This window comes from Kitasatospora sp. NPDC059408 (assembly GCF_042751525.1).
In the GTDB taxonomy this organism is placed as follows: domain Bacteria; phylum Actinomycetota; class Actinomycetes; order Streptomycetales; family Streptomycetaceae; genus Kitasatospora.
Genome location: NZ_JBHYWI010000018.1, coordinates 95798 through 115862, shown reverse-complemented (window position 1 = coordinate 115862; position 20065 = coordinate 95798). Strand labels below are relative to the sequence as shown.

The following is a 20065-nucleotide window of genomic DNA, read 5'->3' as shown; positions in this document are numbered from 1 at the left end:
TGCCGGCGCCACCGGTGACAGCAACGCTCCAAGAAGCGCCAGCGAACTGACGAGTGCTACTCGGGACTTCCCCCACGTCGGCGGCGGACCCACCCGCCCAACCGATCGTCGTAAACGGACATGACGAACCAAAATGACTGCCCCCCAGCAGAGTTGGCCGCACCGCGACACGGCGCGGACGAACGACTGTGGCGGAGGGTAGCGTGCAAACCAATGGGCGGTCGAGCGGATTCACCACACCCGCCCTGGGTGACGGATCTCACGCGGAGGGTAAACGGGGAGGCCCGATGGCAAATCGGACATCCAGCCGGTGAAAGGTGGTTGACGAAGCCTTTGCCGCTGAGACAGCTTGCCTTCTGGCCCTGCCTACGTTCACCGGCAGGTTGCTCGCACGCATCGACACGTGCATCTCTCGTGGGGGGACTACATCATGCCTACCGCTCCGCCCGGAGCTTCCTCCGGCATGCGCCGAATCAGGTATCCGTCACGGCGCTCATCAGCCGCCGCGATCGGTCTGGCTCTCGCGCTGACCTCGGTCGGGCCGATCGCGCCCAGCGCCTTCGCCGACACCGCGCCGCCTTCGACATCCGCTGCTTGGGCTGGCCTTCCGACCGGACTGTCCGGCGCGATCACCGCCGGCGACGCCAAGTTCGCAGGCGAGAAGCCCGTCCTGCCCGGCGACAAGGCGATCGCCGAGGCGAAGAAGACCGGAAAGCCCGTCGCGGTTCCGGAGCTGACCGACGAGTCGAGCGAGACTATCGCCACTCCCGACGGCCACCTCGCCCGGACCATGCACGCCGACCCGCAGCGCGTGAAGCAGGACGGGGCGTGGGCCATTCTCGACGGCACGCTGATCGCGGACGGCTCCGGCGGATTCCGCCCCAAGGCCTCGATCTCCGGCGTGCGCCTGTCCGGCGGGGGTGCCGGGCCATTGGCCACCCTGACCAGCCCTGACGGGGAATCGCTGAGCATGGATTCCCCGTTCCCGCTCACCAATCCGACGCTCGACCCGGGTGGCCAGGCACTGGTCTATCCGGAAGTCGCGCCCGGCGTCGACCTCAAGGTGGCCACGTCCAAGCTCGGCAGCCTCAGCACGGTCCTGATCGTCAAGTCCGCCGAAGCGGCGAAGAACCCGGCACTCAAGAAGGTCCGTTTCCCCACGACCGCCAAGGGCGTGACCGTCAAGGCCGACGCCGACAACAACCTCACCGCCACCACCGCGGACGGCAAGGTCCGCTGGCACGCCTCCGCTCCGCAGATGTGGGACAGCTCCACCAGCACGTCGCCGGCTACCGCACCCTCGAAGCGGGACGCCGCCGGTGCCGTCGATGACGTGACACCAGGCGGGTCCGACCGGACCAGCACCGCCGAAGGTCCTGGCCCCGGAGCCAAGATCGCCACCATGGCCACCACGGCCACCCCTGACGCGGTCGAACTGACCACGGACGAGTCCATCCTCGGCCAGGGCCAGGGGCCCTGGTTCATCGACCCGGGCTGGCTCTACGACAGCCGCTCGGCCAACGCCTGGACCTGGACCCAATCCGCCTATCCGACCACGGCCAACATCGGGAGGACCGTAGCCAACACCGGTGACCAGTACGCCACCCCCGGCGTCGGATTCCAGGGCTACCGGACCAAGAAGGGCGTCGAACGCTCGTACTTCCAGTTCGACACCCGCTGGTACAACGACATCGTCATCGACAACGCGACCCTGTCGCTGTGGGAGGTCGAGTCCTCCGACTACTCCTGCACCAACCCGTACGACGTCGACCTCTACCTCACCAATCCGATCGACAACAACACGACCTGGAACAACCCTCCCGGCGTCATCGGAGGCGTGGTCGGCACGAAGTCCGTACCCGGAGCGCACCACGACGGCTGCACCGGCAGCTACCAGATCGACTACGACGTCACCTCCGTCTACCAGAACTACGCACCCGCGCGGGACAGCCTCGCGTTCGGCCTCGCCGCTCACGACGAGACGATTCAGAAGGCGTTCAAGCGCATCGACTACACCCCGGTCGTCGTCGTCAAGTACGACCGCGTCCCCAATACCCCGACCAACCCCAACGCCTCCCCGGCCCCCACCACCAAGGTCCCGGAGACGACCAACCAGGGCTGCGACGGCAACTCGATCGGCTGGATGAACTCCTCCGCCGGTTTCAACGGCACGGTCACGCTCAACGCCACTGTCAGCAGCCGAGCCCAGAACTCGCTCACCGGCTGGTTCCACATCTGGGACTACGCCGACCTCAGCGCCGACGCCGACCAAGGCAACTCCGCTCTGACGCCCAACAACGGCGTGGCGGTCTTCCAGGTCAAGCCCGGCGTCATCAAGGACGGTCACGTCTACGGCTGGGGCGCCCTGGGTGCCGACACCGTGATGCAGCAGATGTCGGCCTCGACCCCGGTCTGCCGCTTCGGCGTCGACCTGACCCCGCCGACCCTCTCGGTCCCGGACGTCTACACCCAGTTGTCGGATGCCGACCTGGCGACCAAGTACCCGCCGTCCGGCAACGGCCAGGTCACCAAGAAGCGGGTCGGGGAGACCGGTCTCGTGCCGTTCACCGCAGCCGACCCGGCCCCGGCGGGGGGCGGCTACGCCTCCGGTGTGGTCTGCGCCCGCTGGTCCTGGGACCCCCAGTTCTCCGGCGCCGGCTGGGCTTGCGGGTCACAGATGCCGCAAGGCGGGATCCCCGTCGCACCCGGCCGCTGGGGCACCAACATCCTGTACATCCAGGTGATGGACAACGCGCAGAACGTCTCGCCCGTCGCGTCGTACTCGTTCTACGTGCCGTGGAACCCCGACGGCCCGCCGCCGGTCTTCGGCGACGTGACCGGCGACGGAGCCCCCGACATCCTGCTGGCCGACCAGGCCGGCAACCTGCGCACCTACAACGCCCCGGGCAACCCGAACGTCAAGAACCCGTCCGTCACGACCGTCGCCACCGCCGGTGCCGCGCCCGACGGTCTGAGCTGGAAGAACTTCCAGTTCACGCACCGTGGCACCCTGACCGGCGGTACCCACCTCGATGACGTCATCGTCCATGGACCGGGCTCGCCCGACCTCCTCGTCTATCCCAATCCCGGGAACGACGGCGTGTACGGGCGGATCGACGCGAAGAAGTCGATCTCGAAGCCCGCCTGTTCACCGACACAGACGGAGAACTGCGCATGGCTCGGCACTCCCGGCTACAACGCCAAGGACTGGTCGAATACGCTCCGGGTCGCCGCGCTCGGCGACCCGGTGAACTCCGACCTCGATCCCAAGCTGGGATTCAAGAACAAGACCGGGCTGCTCACCGTCGAAAGTTTCAACGGCGGCTCCGACGCTGCCCTCTGGTACTACCCGGCCACAGACACCAGCACCCTCGGAAAGCCCGTCCAACTGGCCGCCTCCGGCTGGAAGGACAAGGAACTCATCACTCCCGGTGACTGGACCAAGCAGGGACACCCCGGGTTGTGGAGCCGGAACCTCGCGGCGACCGGTGACGCGGCCAGGGACGACCTGCTCGCCTACACCTTCACCACCAGCACCGTCGTCGCCACCGACAACCAGGGCAGGCCGATCCTGGACCCGACCGGCAAGACCGTCATGGCCCCGACGCTCACCCAGATCAGCCCCGGCACCAAGATCGGCGGAGTCAGCGCCGACACCTGGCCCACCGTCGGCTCCGACGGTGACCTCACCGGCAGCGGCAACTCGACCCTTTGGGCCATGAAGGGCAACGGCACGATCGACATCTGGTGGGGACAGCCCACTGCTCCCGGCAACCCGGCCGCCGGATACACCTGGCAGGTCGGCCCCTCCACGATCGGCAACACGTCCGTCAATCCGCAGTGGTGGGCACTCGACGGCCGTAGCAGCGGTGACACCGGCGACGCCAACGCGCTGTACCAGAACGGAGCGCCCGGCACTGCCTACCCGAAGAACGCCGTGCTCACCGCCGATCACACCGGCAACGCCAACAAGGCCACAGCGCTCGACGGCTCCGTCTTCTACCGCACCACCGGACCGTCTGGCCTCGACACCACCCGGAGCTACAGCGTCGCAGCGTGGGTGAAGCTCAACAACACCAACGGCTATCAGAGCGTGCTGTCGCTCACCGGCGACGAGCGCAGCCCGTTCTACCTCCAGTACTCGGCCGGGCTCGGCAAATGGGCCTTCGTCCTGCCGGACGGCGATCACTACAACACCGGCACCTACTACGTCGCAACAGACCCGACGACGGACCGGGCCAAGCCCCGACTCGGCGTCTGGACCCACCTGATCGGCACCTACAACGCAGAGGCGGGCACCGCCACGCTGTTCGTCAACGGCCGAGCGGTCGGCTCCACCAAGGTCCCGACCGCGTGGAAGACCACCGGCGGCCTCAACATCGGCAACGACATCAGCAACCGCTACCCCGCCGGCAACGCGCTCAACGGCGCGGTCGGCGACGTCCGGATCTACCCGTACGCACTGACCGACCCGCAGGCGAACGCGCTCGCGACGACCGACTCGCTCGTCCAGATCCACACCGCCTTCAACCCCGGCAAGTGCGTGGACAACTGGGGCGGCCTCACCGGCGCCGCCGCCGCGATCTACGACTGCTGGAACGGGGACAGCCAGCACCTCCTGATGACCGCCGACAACCAGATCAAGAACCCGCTCACCGGCACCTGCCTGGGCACGGCGACCACGCCCGCCGCCAACGGAACCCGGATCACCGCCCAGCCCTGCGGCAACCCGGCAGCCCAGACGTGGATCCGCCAGTACGACGGGTCCATCTACAACCCGGCATCCGGGCGCTGCATCGACGTACACGGCTGGGACACCACGAACGGCAGCGCGCTCGACATGTGGGACTGCACCGGCGGCGCGAACGAGCGCTGGACCTACGAGGCCCAGACCAAGTAGCGGAAGTCCGATTGGCACCGTATCGGCCTCTCTCCGAGCTTCGTTCGGAGAGAGGCCGATGTTGGCTTGCCGGCAGGCCCGGATGCGCGCTCATCGAGTTCAGGGGCGCCGATGGGGCCGACGCGCAGGAAGTCGGCGGGTCCGACTTCCTGCGGGCCGGGTGGTCAGGCGGGGACGTCGGCGTGCCAGCGCCAGGTCGTGCGTTGGGGGTGGCCGGGGAGTGGGGCTCGGCCGGTGGCCCAGAGGAGGGTGGGCCAGGGGGCGGCGTCGACGGTGGGGATGTCGGGGAAGAGGCGGGTGAGGGTGCGGTGGCAGATGTCGGCCGGGGGGTTCCACGGGAGGTCCAGGCCCTGGGTGACGTCGTGCAGGTGCACCAGGAGCTCCACCAGGCTCATCGCCACGAAGCCGGTCGGGTCGGCGAGGCCCCAGGGGTGGTAGGCGCGCGCGTCGGGTGAAGCGGTGCGGGCGATGGCGACCATCAGTCCGCCGCTGGCCTCCAGCACTTCGACGAGCCCGGCCGTGCCGGCCCCGCGCTCGGCGCGGACGAAGCTGTTCGGCGCCCCCGGGGCCTCGCGCGTCGAGACGAACGGGACGTAGCGGTCCCGCGGCGGCCGGGCGGGGCCGAGTTGGGCGGCGTAGGCGAGGAGGTCGTCCGCGAGGTGTTCGACGGTCTCCCAGCAGGACCAGCCGAGCGTGCCGGCGGGGCGGGACCAGTCGGCGTCCGCGGGGGCGCCGCGCAGGGTGTCGGCGGCGAGGCGGAGGGCGGTGGCGAGGTCGTCCGGGGTGGGGGTCTCGGTCATGATCGTGATGCTAACGGCCCCGGCCCCGGCCCACCGCGCGCCTGCGATACCCCTGGGGGTACGTCTGCTAGGATCCGGCCCGATACCCCCAGGGGTACATCCGGGGTACATCCGTGAGGAGGGTGCGTGTACTTCGTCGACATCCTTGAGAGCGAGGCGCCGGGCAGTCACGGCTACCTGGCGGGCGGGCCCGGCGGGGCGGTGGCCGTCGACCCGCCGGCCGACGTCGGCCGGGTCCTCGCCGCGGCCGCCCGCCGGTGCGTGCCGATCGCGTACGTCGCCGAGACCCACGTGCACGACGACCACGCCACCGGCGGGCCCGAACTCGCGCTGCTCACCGGCGCGCACTACCTCGTGCCCGCCGACGCGGCGGTGTCCTACCGGCGCGTCCTGGTGCACGACGGCGACGAGTTCGACCTCGACCCCGACCACGGCCTGGCCCTGCGCGCCGTCGCGACGCCCGGCCACACGCCGCACCACACCTCGTACGTCCTCACCCGGCACGGCCGCCCCCTCGCCGCCTTCACGGGCGGCCCACTCCTGGACGCGGTGGGGGTGGCCGGCCTGCCGGGTGCGACGGCCTGACGGGAGAGAGCGCCTAGTGCAGGACGTCGAGGACGTTGTCGGCGTTGTTGACGAAGTAGACCGCGTCGCGGTCGAGGTCCAGGTCGAGGCCGAAGAGGGCGCCCGCGCCGGGCGGGGTGCCCTCGTTGTTGATCGTCTTGGTCGCCACCTGCCGTCCGCTCCGGGTGGTCTCGACGATGTTGCCGTCCCCGCCGTTGACCGTGAGGATGTCGCCCCTGGGCGTGAGGGCCATGCCCAGGGGGGCGTTGAGGCTGCCGCCCGAGGTGACGACCCGTCCGATGCCCGCGCTGTTCTTGCGGGTGAGCGCGTCGGGGATGGCCGTGATCCGGCTCAGCACGGTGTCCGCGACGTAGAGCGTGCCGTCGTGCAGGCCGACCCCGGTCGGGCCGACGACCAGGGCCGCCGGGTCCGTCCGCTCGGGGAAGCCCGAGCCGATCTCGGTGAAGGCCACCGGGGTGGGCGGTTGGTCGCCCTCGGCGCACAGGGTGATCCGCAGGACGGTGCCCCCGTCCACCTCCGCGCCGTTGCCGTCGACCGTTCCGTTGAGCACGTTGGTGACGAACAGCTCGCTGCGCTTGCCGAGGCTGACGGCGGTCATGTCCCAGGGGCCGTTGATGCCGTGCCCGGCGATCGTCTCGCGGACCGTCCCGTGCTCGTCGAGCACCAGCAGGCACCCGGCCTTGGCGGTGGCGGACGTGCCGTCCGAGGTGGGGAGGCTGCCGACGACCACCCAGCCGCCGGGCAGGACGGTCAGCGCCGTGGTGAGGCCGACCCCGCCGTCGCACGGTCCCGGCAGGTTGTTCGGGTCGATCGTGGCGAACGTGGTCAGGGCGCCGTCCGGGGCGACCTGGACCAGGGTGGTGCCCCGGCCCTGCTGGCCCGCCGGCAGGTTCACCGAGTTGTTGAAGTTGCTGATCAGGACGTTGCCCCGGCGCAGGTCGCCGACGCTCTCCCGGATCGTGAACGTGCCGTACGGGTTCACGTCGCCGTTGGCGGGCACGGTGGACCCGACGAGGGACACGGTGTTCAGCCGGTCGAGGAACGGCCGCGGCTCGGCGGCCACGGGCGGGGTCGCGGTCCCGGCCCCGGTCCCGGCCCCGGCCGGGGTCGCGGCGGCGGTCAGGCCGAGGGTCAGCGCGGCGCTCACCAGCGCGCTCGAACAAGCCCGAAGTCTCATGTGCGGTGCCTCCTGGAGGGCGGGCCCGGGACGGTCCGTCCCGACCCGCGGAAGTGCTCGGATCGCCCCCAGGACGTCACGCTAGGCACGCACCCCTCGGCCCGCTCGCCGGTGTCCGCCGAATGCCGGGCGCCCGGGTGACGCCGCCGTCAGGCGCGGGCCTCCCGGTAGAGGCGGGTGCGGAACACCCCGGACAGGCCCGCGCCGACCGCCGTCGCGACGGCCACCAGGAGTCCGGCGCAGACTGCGGCGAGGACCGTGAGGACGGGGTCGTCGGAGCCGAAGCCCAGGACGAGCAGGCCCAGCGCCGCGAGGTACGCCAGCAGGGTCGGCAGCCCGATCCAGAGCGAGCCGCGGACGACCCGGCCGCCGTCGCGTCCGAAGCTCCGCCCGGACGTCCGCAGCGCCTCCCGGACGCCGAGGCCGTCGACCATCATGGCGGGGAGCACCAGGTACGTCGCGAAGCCCCAAGCGATGCCGAGGGCCTTCTCCAGCACCCAGCCGACGACCGGCACCCGCTCCAGCAGTGCCCCGCCCAGCCACACGAGGACCCCGACCGCGGCCCACGCCGCGATTGCCGGGAACCGCCGCGCGGCCCGCGCGTAGCTGCCGCCGACCGTCACGGGCCGGCCGCTCAGCGCGTCGTCGGCGGCGAGGATCAGGGCGGCGTTGAAGAAGGTGCAGACCAGGGAGACCAGCGCGACCCCGGCGACGGCGAACGCTATGTTCCCTGCGGATCCGTCGAGCCGGGGCCAGAGCGCCACCGCCAGCGCGACCAGCAGCCCGATCACCGCTGCCAGGGCCGTCCCGGCGATGCCGGGCATCACCAGCAACTGCTTGTGGGCCCACACCACGCGTGCCGATGCGCGGATCGGCCTCGTCCCGTGCATTCGTTCCCCCAGTGCGTCATCGAGCAGTATGGCATCGAGCAGTACGTCGTCGGGCATGCCGTCGAGTGCGCGCACACCGTACCGGCCGTGCCCGCTGTCGGTGGTGGCGGGTAGCCTCACTGGTTCCGACCGAGACCGGCTGCGCCCGGGCTCGTTCCGGCCGAGAGGAGCCCCGTGACGATCGCACCGCAGCATCCCGACCGGCCCGCCGGCTGGATCTCCACCGGCCTGAGCTGGCACGAGGGCCGGCCGCGGCTCGGTGCCGTGTGCGGTCCGCGGGTGCACGAGCGCGTCGTCGGGGCCGGGACGGAGGTCGGCTGGCTGCTCGGCGGCCCGCGCCGGTGCACCGGGGCCTGGCTGGCCGGTGCCACCGAGCGCACGCCGTGTCCGCACCACGCGGAGATCGATCCGGGCGGTGGCGCCGTCCAGTGCCCGGCGTGCCAGAGCGTCGACCGCGGCCTCGCCCTCGCCCGCGACCAGATCCTCGACGACGGCCGCACGTACCTGCTCTACCTGGCCTGGTTCGGCGACGGCCTGCTCAAGGTGGGCCTGACCGCCGAGCAGCGCGGCGACAGCCGGCTCCTCGAACAGGGCGCGCTCGCCTACGCGTTCACCGCGCGCGGCGGCCTCCCGGCGATCCGTCGCGCCGAACTCACCGTCGCCGCCTCGGGCCTGGCGCGCGAGCGGTTCAAGAGCCGCGCCAAGACGGACCGCTGGTGGTCGCACGGCGACGTGCCGCACCGTCGGGCCGTGCTCTCCGACGCCCGGGCGCAGGCGCACGGGCTCCTGCGCGGCCACGCCCTGGAACTGCTCGCGGACCGCCCGGTGACCGACCACGTCGAGCGCTTCGGCCTGGCCGGCGGCGCCCCGGAGAGCTACCGGCACGTCGACGGGCTCGCGCACGGCGCCGTCCTCGCGGGCACGCTGCGGGCGCCGGTCGGCCGGCACCTCTTCCTCGACCAGGCCGACGGCGCCGACCCGCTGCTTCTCGACACCCGGCTGCTCACCGGCTGGACGCTCACCGCCGTCACGGGCCGCGCCACCGCCGGCGTCGCGCTCGCGGAGCGCGTCCGCCCGCCGGAGCCGGACACCCAGGAAGCGCTGTTCTGAACTCGCCCACCGTGCTGGTTGCTTGATGAAACCACGAGGTCCGGCCTCGCCCTCAGTGGTTTCAACCTGCCACCAGCACGGAGTGAGCACCCCGCGATGATCGCCGCCCACAAGCCCTTCGACGGCACCTTCCCGTACCGGCGGCACTTCAGCACCGCCCCGGGCTTCCGGATGCACCACGTCGACGAGGGCGACGGCCCCGTCCTGCTCTGCCTGCACGGCGAACCCACCTGGGGCTACCTCTTCCGCGACTTGGTCCGCTGGATCGCCCGCGCGCACGCGGACGGCAGCCTGGACGCCGTCCTCGGCGAACTCGGCTACACGATCCTCAGCACCCTGAAGCTCAACGGCTTCGAGAACAACGCGCTGATCGCCGACACCTGGCTGCGCGCCTACGCCTCGCCGTTCCCCACCCGTGCGGAGGCGGCCGGCGCGCTCGGCTGGGCGAAGGGCTTCGCGACCGGGGCCCACGTGTTCGAGACGCCGGGCGACGAGGCCCGCGCCGCGCTCGCCGCCGTGCCCGCGCTCGCCGTCTGGGGCGGCGCGGACCGGACGCCGGGGGGCGCGGCACTTCCTGCCGCTGTTCGCGGAGGCGTTCCCGCGCGGGCGGACCGTCGAGCCGGCGGGCGTGGGCCACTACAGCCCCGAGGACGCCCCGGACACCATCGCGGCGCTGCTCCGTGAGTTCCTCTCGACGGCCTGACGGCGGCGGGGGCTCAGCCCAGCCGCCCGCGCACCCCGCCCGGCCCGGAGCGGGACCGGCGCGAGAGCGGCGGCCGCGACGGGCGGACGTCGGTGCGCGCGGGCGGTTCGGTGTCCGCCGCGCGCCGGGCCGCCGCGGCGCGGGCGGCGGCCAGCGCCATCCGCGCGAGCAGCGGGTCCTCGCGGACCCCGGCCACCCGCTTGGCCGTCTGGCAGCGCGAGCACCAGATCGGGGACGCGGGCCCGTCGGGGTACGCCAGGCTCTCGGGCGGCAGGTAGTGCCCACCGCACTCGACGCATTCGAAGACCAACCTCATCCGACGATCACCGTCCCGGATCCGTGGCACCGACCGCATGGCGACCAGAAGGTGTGGATCCTCGGCACCATGCTTCCTTCCTCGTCCAGTTCGACCGTGGCCTCGGTCTTCTGGGTCCCCCCGGACCCGCCGCAACCGGAACAGGACTGAACCTCGGGCATATGCCGTCCTTCCGTAGCGGAGGACCACGGTAGCGCGAAAATCCGCGCAGCAGCACCGGTCCTGACGATCCACCACTCCATCGGGGAGCGCGCGGACGCCCCGCGCGCCCCGCTGGACGCCGCAGACGCGTCCGGCACGCGCTTCGGCCTCCCGCGCACGCACGGGAGGCCGAAGGGGAGGGGGAGTTCAGCCGCGCGCGGCCTTCAGGAACTCGCGGTTCATCGCGGCGATGCTGGGGAGCGGGATGCCCTTGGGGCAGGCGGTGGCGCACTCGCCGGTGTTGGTGCACCCGCCGAAGCCCTCGGCGTCCATGGCGGCGACCATGTTCCGCACCCGGGAGGAGCGCTCCGGCGCGCCCTGGGGGAGCACGTTGAGGTGGACGACCTTGGCGGACGTGAAGAGCATCGCCGAGCCGTTCGGGCAGGCGGCCACGCAGGCACCGCAGCCGATGCACTCGGCGTGCTCGAAGGCGGTGTCGGCGGCCTCCTTGGGGACGGGCGTGGCGTGCGCGTCGGGGGCGCTGCCGGTGGGGGCGGTGACGTAGCCGCCGGAGCCGATGATCCGGTCGAAGGCCGAGCGGTCCACGACGAGGTCCTTGACCACCGGGAAGGCGGAGGCCCGCCAGGGCTCGACGTCGATGGTGTCGCCGTCGGTGAAGTGCCGCATGTGCAGCTGGCAGGTGGTGGTCCGTTCCGGGCCGTGGGCCTGCCCGTTGATGACCATGCCGCAGGCGCCGCAGATGCCCTCGCGGCAGTCGTGGTCGAAGGCGACGGGCTGGTCGCCGCGGGTGATGAGCTCCTCGTTGAGGGTGTCGAGCATCTCCAGGAAGGACATGTCCGGGCTGATCCCGCCGACCTCGTAGGTGGTCATCGCGCCGGGGGTGTCCGGGCCCGCCTGGCGCCAGATGCGCAGGGTGAGGTTCATGCGTAGCTCCGCTGGGTGGGGTGGACGTACTCGAAGTCGAGCGCCTCGCGGTGGAGGACGGGCGCGGTGCCGGTGCCGGTGAACTCCCAGGCGGCGGCGTAGGTGTAGTCCTCGTCGCGGCGGGCGGCCTCGCCGTCCGGGGTCTGGCTCTCGGTGCGGAAGTGGCCGCCGCAGGACTCGGCCCGGTGCAGGGCGTCCAGGCACATGAGTTCGGCGAGCTCGAAGTAGTCGACGAGCCGGTTGGCCTTCTCCAGCGACTGGTTGAGCTCCCGGCCGGTGCCGGGCACCTTGATGCGGTGCCAGAACTCGTCGCGCAGCCGCGGGATCCGCTCCAGGGCCCGGCGCAGCCCGGCCTCGTCGCGGGCCATGCCGCACTCGTCCCACAGGAGTTCGCCGAGTTCGCGGTGGAAGGAGTCGGGGGTGCGGTCGCCGTCGACGGCGAGGATGAGGCCCAGCCGGTCCCCGACCTCGGCCTCCGCCTCGGTGACGGCGGGGTGGTCGGCGGGGACGGCCGGCAGCTTCTCCCGGGCCAGGTAGTCGTTGAGGGTGGGCGGCAGGACGAAGTAGCCGTCGGCGAGGCCCTGCATGAGGGCGCTGGCGCCGAGCCGGTTGGCGCCGTGGTCGGAGAAGTTGGCCTCGCCGATCGCGAACAGGCCGGGCACGGTGGTCTGGAGGTCGTAGTCGACCCAGAGCCCGCCCATCGTGTAGTGGATCGCGGGGTAGATCCGCATCGGCACCCGGTACGGGTCCTCGGCGGTGATCCGCTCGTACATGTCGAAGAGGTTGCCGTACTTCGCCTCCACGGCGTCCCGGCCCATCCGGCGGACGGCGTCGGCGAAGTCGAGGTAGACGCCCTGGCCGCCGGGGCCGACGCCGCGGCCCTCGTCGCAGACGTTCTTGGCGGCGCGGGAGGCGATGTCGCGCGGGACGAGGTTGCCGAAGGCGGGGTAGACGCGCTCCAGGTAGTAGTCGCGTTCGTCCTCGGGTATCTCGGCCGGCGGCCGCTGGTCGCCGCGCGCCTTGGGCACCCAGATCCGGCCGTCGTTGCGCAGCGACTCGCTCATCAGGGTGAGCTTGGACTGGTGGTCGCCCGAGCGCGGGATGCAGGTGGGGTGGATCTGGGTGAAGCACGGGTTGGCGAAGAGGGCGCCGCGGCGGTGGGCCCGCCAGATCGCGGTGGCGTTGGAGTTCTTGGCGTTGGTGGAGAGGTAGAAGACGTTGCCGTAGCCGCCGCTGGCGAGCACGACGGCGTCGGCGGTGTGGGTGCGGATCTCGCCGGTGACGAGGTCGCGGGCGACGATGCCGCGGGCGCGTCCGTCGACGACGACGAGGTCGAGCATCTCGGTGCGCGCGTGCATCTCGACGTTGCCGGCGGCGATCTGCCGGGAGAGCGCCTGGTAGGCGCCGAGCAGCAGTTGCTGGCCGGTCTGGCCGCGGGCGTAGAAGGTGCGGGAGACCTGGACGCCGCCGAAGGAGCGGGTGTCGAGCAGGCCGCCGTACTCGCGGGCGAACGGGACGCCCTGGGCCACGCACTGGTCGATGATCTCCACCGAGACCTGGGCCAGCCGGTGCACGTTGGACTCGCGGGCGCGGAAGTCGCCACCCTTGACGGTGTCGTAGAACAGCCGGCGGACGGAGTCGCCGTCGTTGCGGTAGTTCTTGGCCGCGTTGATGCCGCCCTGGGCGGCGATCGAGTGGGCGCGTCGCGGGGAGTCCTGGAAGCAGAACTGGACGACATGGTAGCCCTGTTCGGCGAGGGTGGCGCCGGCCGCGCCGCCGGCCAGGCCGGTGCCGACGACGATCACCGTGTGCTTGCGGCGGTTGGCCGGGTTGACCAGCTTGGCGTCGAACCGCCGCTGGTCCCAGCGCTGTTCGATCGGCCCGGCGGGCGCCTTGGTGTCGGCGATCGGCTCGCCGACGGTGTAGGACGCGTAGCTCATTTCACGACTCCGGTCATCACGGCCACGGGGACGGACAGGAAGCCCGCGGTGAGGATCAGGGCGAGGCCGTTGGCGGCCAGCTTCAGCGCCCGGTCCCGGCGGGCGTTGTTGGCGCCGAGGGTCTGCGCGGCGCTCCAGAAGCCGTGCCGGACGTGCAGGCCGACGGCGAGCATCGCGACGATGTAGATCACGTCGCTGTACCAGCGGCCGAAGGTGGCGACGATGTTCTGGTACGGGTGGCCGTGCTCGGCGACGGGGTTCACGGTGAGCGTCGTCAGGTCGAGGACGTGCCACACGATGAACAGCGCGAGGATCACCCCGCCCCAGCGCATCGTGCGGGTCGCGTAGCTCGCGCGGCGGCGCTGGTGCACGTACTTGCTCGGCCGGGCGGCGAGGTCGCGCCGGCTCAGCTGGTAGGCGGCGACGCCGTGCAGGACGACGGCGGCCAGCAGGCCGGAGCGGGCGATCCAGAGGAACCACTCGTAGCGCAGGAACGGTTCGCCGATGGTGCGCAGCCAGTGCGCGTAGCCGTTGAGGTCGTCGGGGCCGAAGAACACCTTGAGGTTCCCCAGCATGTGCGCGACCAGGTACAGCAGCATGGCCAGTCCGCTGACGGCCATGACCGCCTTCTTGCCGACGGTCGACCGCCAGAGGGTCGCCAGGGTGGACGGGTGCCGGGCCGTCCGAGTCGCGGTTGTCATGGCAGCCACGGTAGGGACGGCCGCAAGGGTGCGTCCAAGACATGATGCGGCTCGTGACGATAGGCAGCCACTATCAAGGAGGCCTATCCTGGCCGTGTGCAGCTCCAGCAACTCCGCTACTTCCTGGCCGTCGCAGAGACCCGCCACTTCACGCGCGCGGCCGAGGCGGCACACGTGGCGCAGCCGTCCCTCTCGCAGCAGATCCGGGCACTGGAGCGGGAGTTGGGCGCCGAGCTGTTCCACCGCACGCGCGGCCGGATCGCTCTCACCGACGCGGGGGACGCACTGCTGCCGCTGGCGCGGCGCATCCTCGCGGACACCGAGAGCGCGCGGCTCGCCGTGCAGGAGACGGTCCAGCTGCGCCGGGGCCGGGTGCGGCTGGGGGCGCCGCCGAGCCTGTGCACGAGCCTGGTGCCGGACGTCCTGCGGGTGTTCCGGGACCGCTACCCGGGGGTGGCGCTGGCGGTCCGCGAGGGCGGCTCGCGCGACCTCGTCCGCTGGCTGGCGGCGGGGGAGCTGGACCTCGCGCTGGTGATCACCCCCGCGAGCGGGGAGGCGGCGCCGGCCCTGGACGTCACCGAACTGCTGCACGAGGAGCTGGTGCTGGTGTCCGCCCTCCCGAAGCGGGCCCGGCGCACGGTGCGGGTGACGGAGCTGCGCGGGCGGCCGCTGGTGATGTTCCGCGAGGGCTACGACGTGCGCGAGGCGACCCTGGCGGCCTGCCGGGCGGCGGGGTTCGAGCCGGAGTTCGCGGTGGAGGGTGGGGAGATGGACGCGGTGCTCGGCTTCGTCCGGGCGGGGCTCGGGCCCGCGGTGGTGCCCGGCATGGTGGCGGCCCGCTCGGGGCTCGGGGTGACCCCGTTCGCGGGACCGGGCCTGGGGCGCACGATCGCCGTCGCGCACGGCCACGAGGTGCCGCTCACGCGCGCCGCCGACGCGCTGCGCGAGACCCTGCTGGCGCACCTGCGCGACGCCGCCCGGGACGGCGAACTGCCGCCGGGCACACGGCTGTTGCTATGAGAAAGGCCCGGGGCGCGTGCCCCGGGCCGTTCTCGTGGCAGTGCGGCGATCAGGCCGGCAGCACGGCCTCGATCGCGGCGATGACCTCGTCCGACTCCGGGTCGGTGGCCGGGCGGATCCGGGCGGCCACCGAGCCGTCCGGGGTGATCAGGAACTTCTCGAAGTTCCACTTGACGTCGCCGGCCTCGCCCTCGGCGTCCGCCGTCCCGACCAGCTTGGCGTACAGCGGGTGCCGGTCGTCACCGTTCACCTCGATCTTCTCGAACAGCGGGAAGGTGACGCCGTACGTCGTCGAGCAGAACGTCTCGATCTCCTCGGCGCTGCCCGGCTCCTGCCCGGCGAACTGGTTGCAGGGGAAGCCCAGCACGCTGAACCCGCGCCCGGCGTAGCGCTCCTGGAGCCGCTCCAGGCCCGCGTACTGCGGGGTCAGACCGCACTTGGAGGCGACGTTGACGATCAGCAGCGCCTTGCCCTTGTAATCGGCGAGCGAGGTGGCCTCGCCGGACAGCGTGCGCAGCGGAATGTCGTACAGGCTCACGGTGGTCCCTTTTGGCAGGTCGGTGGGGTCGGACTCCCGGGTTACGGTAGCGCTCCCGGAAGGCTCAACCACGACGGCGCCGCCGGTGTTCCGCGAGCGTGGGGGCGCACTGAGCGGCGCGTCCGCCCCCACGCTGCGGGTCCGTGCGCCGCCTCAGACCGCGAGCGGCTTGATGGCGGTCGGCGCGTGCTCGGGCAGGGTCGCGAGCTCCTCGAACTCGTTGACCTTGTCGATGTCGTTGCCGCTCATCGAGATGTTGGTGACCCGCTCCAGGATCGCCTCGACGACGACCGGGACGCGGAACTCGGCGGCCAGCTTCTTGGCCTCCTCGAAGGCCGGCAGCAGGCCCTCCGGCTCGGTGACCCGGATCGCCTTGCAGCCCAGGCCCTCGGCGACCTTGACGTGGTCGACGCCGTAGACGCCCAGCTCCGGCGCGTTGATGTTCTCGAACTCCAGCTTGACCTGGAAGTCGATGTCGAAGTTCCGCTGCGCCTGGCGGATCAGGCCCAGGTAGGAGTTGTTCACCAGGACGTGGACGTAGGGGATGCGGTGCTGCGCACCGACCGCCAGCTCCTCGATCATGAACTGGAAGTCGTAGTCGCCGGACAGGGCGACGATCTGGCCCTCGGGGTCGGCGGTCGCGACGCCGAGCGCGGCCGGGATGGTCCAGCCGAGCGGGCCGGCCTGGCCGCAGTTGATCCAGTGGCGCGGCTTGTAGACGTGCAGCATCTGCGCGCCGGCGATCTGGGACAGGCCGATGGTGGTGACGTAGCGGGTCTCCGGGCCGAAGGCCTTGTTCATCTCCTCGTAGACGCGCTGCGGCTTGAGCGGCACGTTGTCGAAGTGGGTGCGGCGCTGCAGCTGGGCCTTGCGGGCCTGGGTGGCGGCGGCCCACTCGCCGCGGTCCTTCAGCCGCCCGGCGGCCTTGAGCTCCTTGGCCACCGTGACGAACAGCTCCAGTGCGGCCTTGGCGTCGGAGGCGATGCCGAGGTCGGGGGCGAAGATCTTGCCGATCTGGGTGGGCTCGACGTCGACGTGGACGAACTTGCGGCCCGCGGTGTAGACGTCCAGGCCGCCGGTGTGGCGGTTGGCCCAGCGGTTGCCGATGCCGAGGACGAAGTCGGAGGCGAGGAAGTTCTCGTTGCCGTAGCGGTGCGAGGTCTGCAGGCCGACCATGCCGGCGTTCAGCTCGTGGTCGTCCGGGACGATGCCCCAGCCCATCAGGGTCGGGATCACCGGGACGCCGGTCAGCTCGGCGAACTCCAGCAGCAGCTCGGAGGCGTCGGCGTTGATGACGCCGCCGCCGGCGACGATCAGCGGGCGCTCGGACTCCTGGAGCAGCGCGATGGCCTTCTCGATCTGGATCCGGTTCGCGGTCGGCTTGTAGACCGGCAGCGGCTGGTAGGCCTCCGGGTCGAAGTCGATCTCGGTGAGCTGGACGTCGATCGGCAGGTCGATCAGGACCGGGCCCGGACGGCCGGAGCGCATCAGGTGGAAGGCCTGCTGGAAGACGCCGGGGACCTGGGCGGCCTCCAGGACGGTCGTCGCCGCCTTGGTGACCGGCTTGGCGATCGAGGCGATGTCGACGGCCTGGAAGTCCTCCTTGTGCAGGCGGGCGACCGGGGCCTGGCCGGTGATGCACAGGATCGGGATCGAGTCGGCGATCGCCGAGTACAGGCCGGTGATCATGTCGGTGCCGGCCGGGCCCGAGGTGCCGATGCACACGCCGATGTTGCCGGCCTTGGCGCGGGTGTAGCCCTCGGCCATGTGGGAGGCGCCCTCGACGTGACGGGCGAGCGTGTGCCTGATCCCGCCGGAGGCCTTGAGGGCGGCGTAGAACGGGTTGATGGCTGCGCCCGGCACGCCGAACGCGACCTCAACGCCTTCGAGCTTGAGGATCTCCACGGCCGCGCGGGCGGCTGTCATACGAGGCATCGGGTTTCTCCTGCGTCGGCCCGCAGTGGCTCGGAGGGCTCATCTCCAGAATTCCACCATACGGAAGAACGGTTTCTGTATGTGGAAGAAAAGGTAGGACGGAGCCTGTCGGGGCGTCAAGGGGAGATTCAACAGATTGTGGACGTTCGCCCAGGGTGTGGCCTGTGGGATCCGTGGTGGGCAGACCTCGTTCGTACACGCGGACGGCTGTCGTGCAAGTGTGCCCGGGGAACCGTGCGTTCCGGCCCGGAAAGCGGACCCGGTGTGCAGCCCGGGTGAAGGGGCCGTGTGCGAGGTTGGCCCGCCCCGCACCCCTGGGTACCGTCGGAGCCACGCCGGGCCACCCACTGTCGCCCCCGTCGTGCGGCCCTTCTTCCCGCCCGCACCCACTAGCACCGCGCGCATCCGCAAGCGCCGGACGTACCGCAGGCCCTGCCCTTCGTACCGTGCCCCTCGCGCCCGCACGTCCCGTCGCACGCTTCCTCGCATGTGTTTGCGCATGTGTCGTCCGCGCCTGTGTCCCCGCATGCCTCCCCGCATGCCGATCCGCACGCTTCCCGCATGCCTCCCCGCATGCCGACCCGCACGCTTCCCCGCCCGCCCCGGAGCAGCGTGCCCGCCGCCGGCGGGCGCGCGGAAGGAACGTACCCATGCGCCGAAACCCCGTCCGTCGCCCGGCGGTGACCGGGTGAGCCGTCCGCCCCACCGCCGCAAGGGCCCGCCGGGCCGCCCCCGCCGCACCGCGCCCCCGGGCCGGCCCCGGGGTTCGCTCACCGGGCTCCTGCGCACCGTCCCCTGGCGCTACGACCTGCCCGCCTCGATCGTCGTCTTCCTCGTCGCCCTGCCGCTGTGCGTCGGGGTGGCCGTCGCCTCCGGCGTCCCGGCCGAGCTCGGCCTGGTGACCGGCATCGTCGGCGGCCTGGTGGTCGGGCTGCTGCCCGGCAGCAGCCTCCAGGTCAGCGGGCCGGCCGCCGGGCTCACCGTCCTCGTCTACGACGCCGTCCACCGCTTCGGCCCGCACGCGCTCGGCCTGCTCGTCCTCGGTGCCGGACTGCTCCAGCTGGCCATGGGCGCCCTGCGGCTCGGCCGCTGGTTCCGCGCCATGTCCGCGTCCGTCGTGCACGGCATGCTCGCCGGCATCGGGCTCACCCTGCTCTCCGGCCAGCTGTACGCGCTCGCCGACCGCCGGGCCCCGGCCACCGGCCCGGAGAAGATCGCCGGCCTGCCCGCCCTGCTGCGCGACGCCCTCACCGGCGCCGCGAACCCGAGCGCCGTCGCGCTCGGCGTGGCCACCCTGCTGGTGCTCGTCCTCTGGAAGCACCTGCCGGAGCGAGTCGCCCGCGGCGTGCCCGCCCCGCTGGCCGCCGTCGGGCTCGCCGCCGCCGTGACCGCGGCCGCCGACCTGCCGGTGGCCCGGGTCCGCGTCGCCGGCCTGCTCGACGTCGTCCACCTGCCCGACCGCGTCACCCTCGGCGAACTGGCCGGCGGCGCGGGCCTCGGCACCGTCGTCGCCTTCACCCTCATCGCCTCCGCCGAGACGTTGTTCAGCGCCGCCGCCGTCGACCGGATGCACCACGGCCCGCGCACCGACTACGACCGCGAACTCACCGCGCAGGGCATCGGCAACACGGTGTGCGGACTGCTCGGCGCGCTGCCGATGACCGCCGTCATCGTGCGCAGCGCCACCAACGTCCAGGCCGGCGCCCGCAGCAAGGCCTCGCGCACCCTGCACGGCGTCTGGCTGCTGCTGTTCACCGCGCTGCTCCCCGGCGTGCTCGGGCTCGTCCCGCTCACCGCGCTCGCCGCCGTCCTCGTGCACGCGGGCGCGAAGCTCGTCCCGGTGCGGCGGATCGCGGCGCTGTGCCGGGAGCACCAGGGCGAGGCGGTGGTGCTCGGGGTGACGGCGGGCTCGATCGTCGTCACCGACCTGTTCGAGGGGGTGCTGATCGGCGTCGGACTGGCGGTGGTGAAGTCCGCGTGGCAGACCTCGCACCTGCAGATCCGGGTGGAGGAGGAGCGGCGGCCCTCGGGCGAGGCGCTGCAGCGGGTGCGGCTGAGCGGCAACGCGACGTTCCTGCGGTTGCCGCGGCTGCTCGACGCGCTGGAGCGGCTGCCGGCCGACCGCCCGGTGGAGCTGGACTGGTCCGGCCTGCGACACCTGGACCACGCCTGCACGGTGGCGCTCGCGTCCTGGGCCGCGCAGCACCGGGCGCGCAGCTCGGCGCCGCTGGCCGTCGAACCGCCGCTGCCGATGGTGGTGTGACGGCCGCCGGCTGACGTCTGGTTAGCCTGGTCGCGGGGGGGCGGGGGGGGGGGGCGCGCGCGCCCCGCCGGAAGGGACGGGAGGAGAGGAGGACGGAGGAG

General features: G+C 72.1%; 14 protein-coding genes and 1 pseudogene. 6 read left to right on the top strand and 9 right to left on the bottom strand.

From position 1 onward, the window contains the following. Nucleotides 1-463 precede the first annotated feature (463 nt). Entirely contained in the window at nucleotides 464-4900 is a 4437-nt protein-coding gene (locus tag ACFXDE_RS14800; RefSeq protein ID WP_380494230.1) for a LamG-like jellyroll fold domain-containing protein, read from the top strand. Nucleotides 4901-5064: 164 nt separating this feature from the next. Here ACFXDE_RS14800 and ACFXDE_RS14795 read toward each other — a convergent pair whose 3' ends face one another. Continuing rightward, nucleotides 5065-5700, bottom strand: a complete 636-nt coding sequence (locus tag ACFXDE_RS14795) for a maleylpyruvate isomerase N-terminal domain-containing protein (RefSeq protein WP_380494228.1) — start codon at nucleotides 5698-5700, stop codon at nucleotides 5065-5067. Nucleotides 5701-5826: 126 nt separating this feature from the next. Between ACFXDE_RS14795 and ACFXDE_RS14790 the strand changes: the two are divergent. Next, a pseudogene (locus tag ACFXDE_RS14790) lies at nucleotides 5827-6270 on the top strand (MBL fold metallo-hydrolase); the annotation flags it as partial. 28 nt (nucleotides 6271-6298) lie between these two features. Here ACFXDE_RS14790 and ACFXDE_RS14785 read toward each other — a convergent pair. Together ACFXDE_RS14785 and ACFXDE_RS14780 are read right to left on the bottom strand one after the other, a co-directional pair. After that, complete coding sequence (locus ACFXDE_RS14785; RefSeq protein WP_380494226.1) at nucleotides 6299-7462, bottom strand: hypothetical protein; 1164 nt, start codon at nucleotides 7460-7462, stop codon at nucleotides 6299-6301. Between the two features lie 149 nt (nucleotides 7463-7611). Continuing rightward, on the bottom strand, nucleotides 7612-8316 hold the full coding sequence (locus tag ACFXDE_RS14780) for a DUF6159 family protein (protein ID WP_380494224.1): 705 nt from the start codon (nucleotides 8314-8316) through the stop codon (nucleotides 7612-7614). A 210-nt stretch (nucleotides 8317-8526) separates the two neighbouring features. On the opposite strand from ACFXDE_RS14780, the gene ACFXDE_RS14775 reads away from it, so the two are divergent. Together ACFXDE_RS14775 and ACFXDE_RS14770 are read left to right on the top strand one after the other, a co-directional pair. Continuing rightward, nucleotides 8527-9462 (top strand): DUF2797 domain-containing protein, encoded by a 936-nt coding sequence (locus ACFXDE_RS14775; RefSeq protein WP_380494222.1) that lies wholly within the window; start codon nucleotides 8527-8529, stop codon nucleotides 9460-9462. A 96-nt stretch (nucleotides 9463-9558) separates the two neighbouring features. Continuing rightward, a complete protein-coding gene (locus tag ACFXDE_RS14770; protein WP_380494220.1) occupies nucleotides 9559-10146 on the top strand; it encodes a hypothetical protein in 588 nt (195 codons plus the stop codon). 32 nt (nucleotides 10147-10178) lie between these two features. Here the strand turns inward: ACFXDE_RS14770 and ACFXDE_RS14765 are convergent, their stop codons facing one another. The 4 genes from ACFXDE_RS14765 to ACFXDE_RS14750 form a co-directional block, all read right to left on the bottom strand. Continuing rightward, nucleotides 10179-10481 (bottom strand): hypothetical protein, encoded by a 303-nt coding sequence (locus ACFXDE_RS14765; protein WP_380494218.1) that lies wholly within the window; start codon nucleotides 10479-10481, stop codon nucleotides 10179-10181. Between the two features lie 348 nt (nucleotides 10482-10829). After that, nucleotides 10830-11567 carry a succinate dehydrogenase/fumarate reductase iron-sulfur subunit gene (locus ACFXDE_RS14760; RefSeq protein WP_380436255.1) on the bottom strand — a complete coding sequence of 246 codons (738 nt, stop codon included), beginning with the start codon at nucleotides 11565-11567 and terminating at the stop codon, nucleotides 10830-10832. Further along, entirely contained in the window at nucleotides 11564-13507 is a 1944-nt protein-coding gene (locus ACFXDE_RS14755) for a fumarate reductase/succinate dehydrogenase flavoprotein subunit (RefSeq protein WP_380436257.1), read from the bottom strand. The genes ACFXDE_RS14760 and ACFXDE_RS14755 overlap by 4 nt, the downstream gene beginning before the upstream one ends. Beyond that, on the bottom strand, nucleotides 13504-14208 hold the full coding sequence (locus ACFXDE_RS14750; RefSeq protein WP_380436259.1) for a succinate dehydrogenase cytochrome b subunit: 705 nt from the start codon (nucleotides 14206-14208) through the stop codon (nucleotides 13504-13506). Before ACFXDE_RS14750 ends, ACFXDE_RS14755 begins: the two co-directional genes overlap by 4 nt. A 96-nt stretch (nucleotides 14209-14304) precedes the next feature. Here ACFXDE_RS14750 and ACFXDE_RS14745 point away from each other — a divergent pair, with 96 nt between their 5' ends. Beyond that, nucleotides 14305-15228, top strand: a complete 924-nt coding sequence (locus ACFXDE_RS14745; protein ID WP_380436261.1) for a LysR family transcriptional regulator — start codon at nucleotides 14305-14307, stop codon at nucleotides 15226-15228. A gap of 49 nt (nucleotides 15229-15277) precedes the next feature. Here the strand turns inward: ACFXDE_RS14745 and ACFXDE_RS14740 are convergent, their stop codons facing one another. Beyond that, nucleotides 15278-15766, bottom strand: a complete 489-nt coding sequence (locus ACFXDE_RS14740; protein ID WP_380494214.1) for a glutathione peroxidase — start codon at nucleotides 15764-15766, stop codon at nucleotides 15278-15280. A gap of 153 nt (nucleotides 15767-15919) precedes the next feature. Then, nucleotides 15920-17701, bottom strand: a complete 1782-nt coding sequence (gcl, locus tag ACFXDE_RS14735; protein ID WP_380494212.1) for a glyoxylate carboligase — start codon at nucleotides 17699-17701, stop codon at nucleotides 15920-15922. Between the two features lie 781 nt (nucleotides 17702-18482). On the opposite strand from gcl, the gene ACFXDE_RS14730 reads away from it, so the two are divergent. Continuing rightward, on the top strand, nucleotides 18483-19964 hold the full coding sequence (locus ACFXDE_RS14730; protein ID WP_380494270.1) for a SulP family inorganic anion transporter: 1482 nt from the start codon (nucleotides 18483-18485) through the stop codon (nucleotides 19962-19964). The last annotated feature ends 101 nt before the right edge of the window (nucleotides 19965-20065 follow it).

What these genes read in the sequence shown, in the direction of transcription:
- ACFXDE_RS14785 (WP_380494226.1), bottom strand. Translation starts at nt 7,462, where the DNA reads ATGAGACTTCGGGCTTGTTCGAGCGCGCTGGTGAGCGCCGCGCTGACC.
- ACFXDE_RS14760 (WP_380436255.1), bottom strand. Translation starts at nt 11,567, where the DNA reads ATGAACCTCACCCTGCGCATCTGGCGCCAGGCGGGCCCGGACACCCCC.
- ACFXDE_RS14800 (WP_380494230.1), top strand. Translation starts at nt 464, where the DNA reads ATGCGCCGAATCAGGTATCCGTCACGGCGCTCATCAGCCGCCGCGATC.
- ACFXDE_RS14770 (WP_380494220.1), top strand. Translation starts at nt 9,559, where the DNA reads ATGATCGCCGCCCACAAGCCCTTCGACGGCACCTTCCCGTACCGGCGG.
- ACFXDE_RS14795 (WP_380494228.1), bottom strand. Translation starts at nt 5,700, where the DNA reads ATGACCGAGACCCCCACCCCGGACGACCTCGCCACCGCCCTCCGCCTC.
- gcl (WP_380494212.1), bottom strand. Translation starts at nt 17,701, where the DNA reads ATGCCTCGTATGACAGCCGCCCGCGCGGCCGTGGAGATCCTCAAGCTC.
- ACFXDE_RS14765 (WP_380494218.1), bottom strand. Translation starts at nt 10,481, where the DNA reads ATGAGGTTGGTCTTCGAATGCGTCGAGTGCGGTGGGCACTACCTGCCG.
- ACFXDE_RS14755 (WP_380436257.1), bottom strand. Translation starts at nt 13,507, where the DNA reads ATGAGCTACGCGTCCTACACCGTCGGCGAGCCGATCGCCGACACCAAG.
- ACFXDE_RS14750 (WP_380436259.1), bottom strand. Translation starts at nt 14,208, where the DNA reads ATGACAACCGCGACTCGGACGGCCCGGCACCCGTCCACCCTGGCGACC.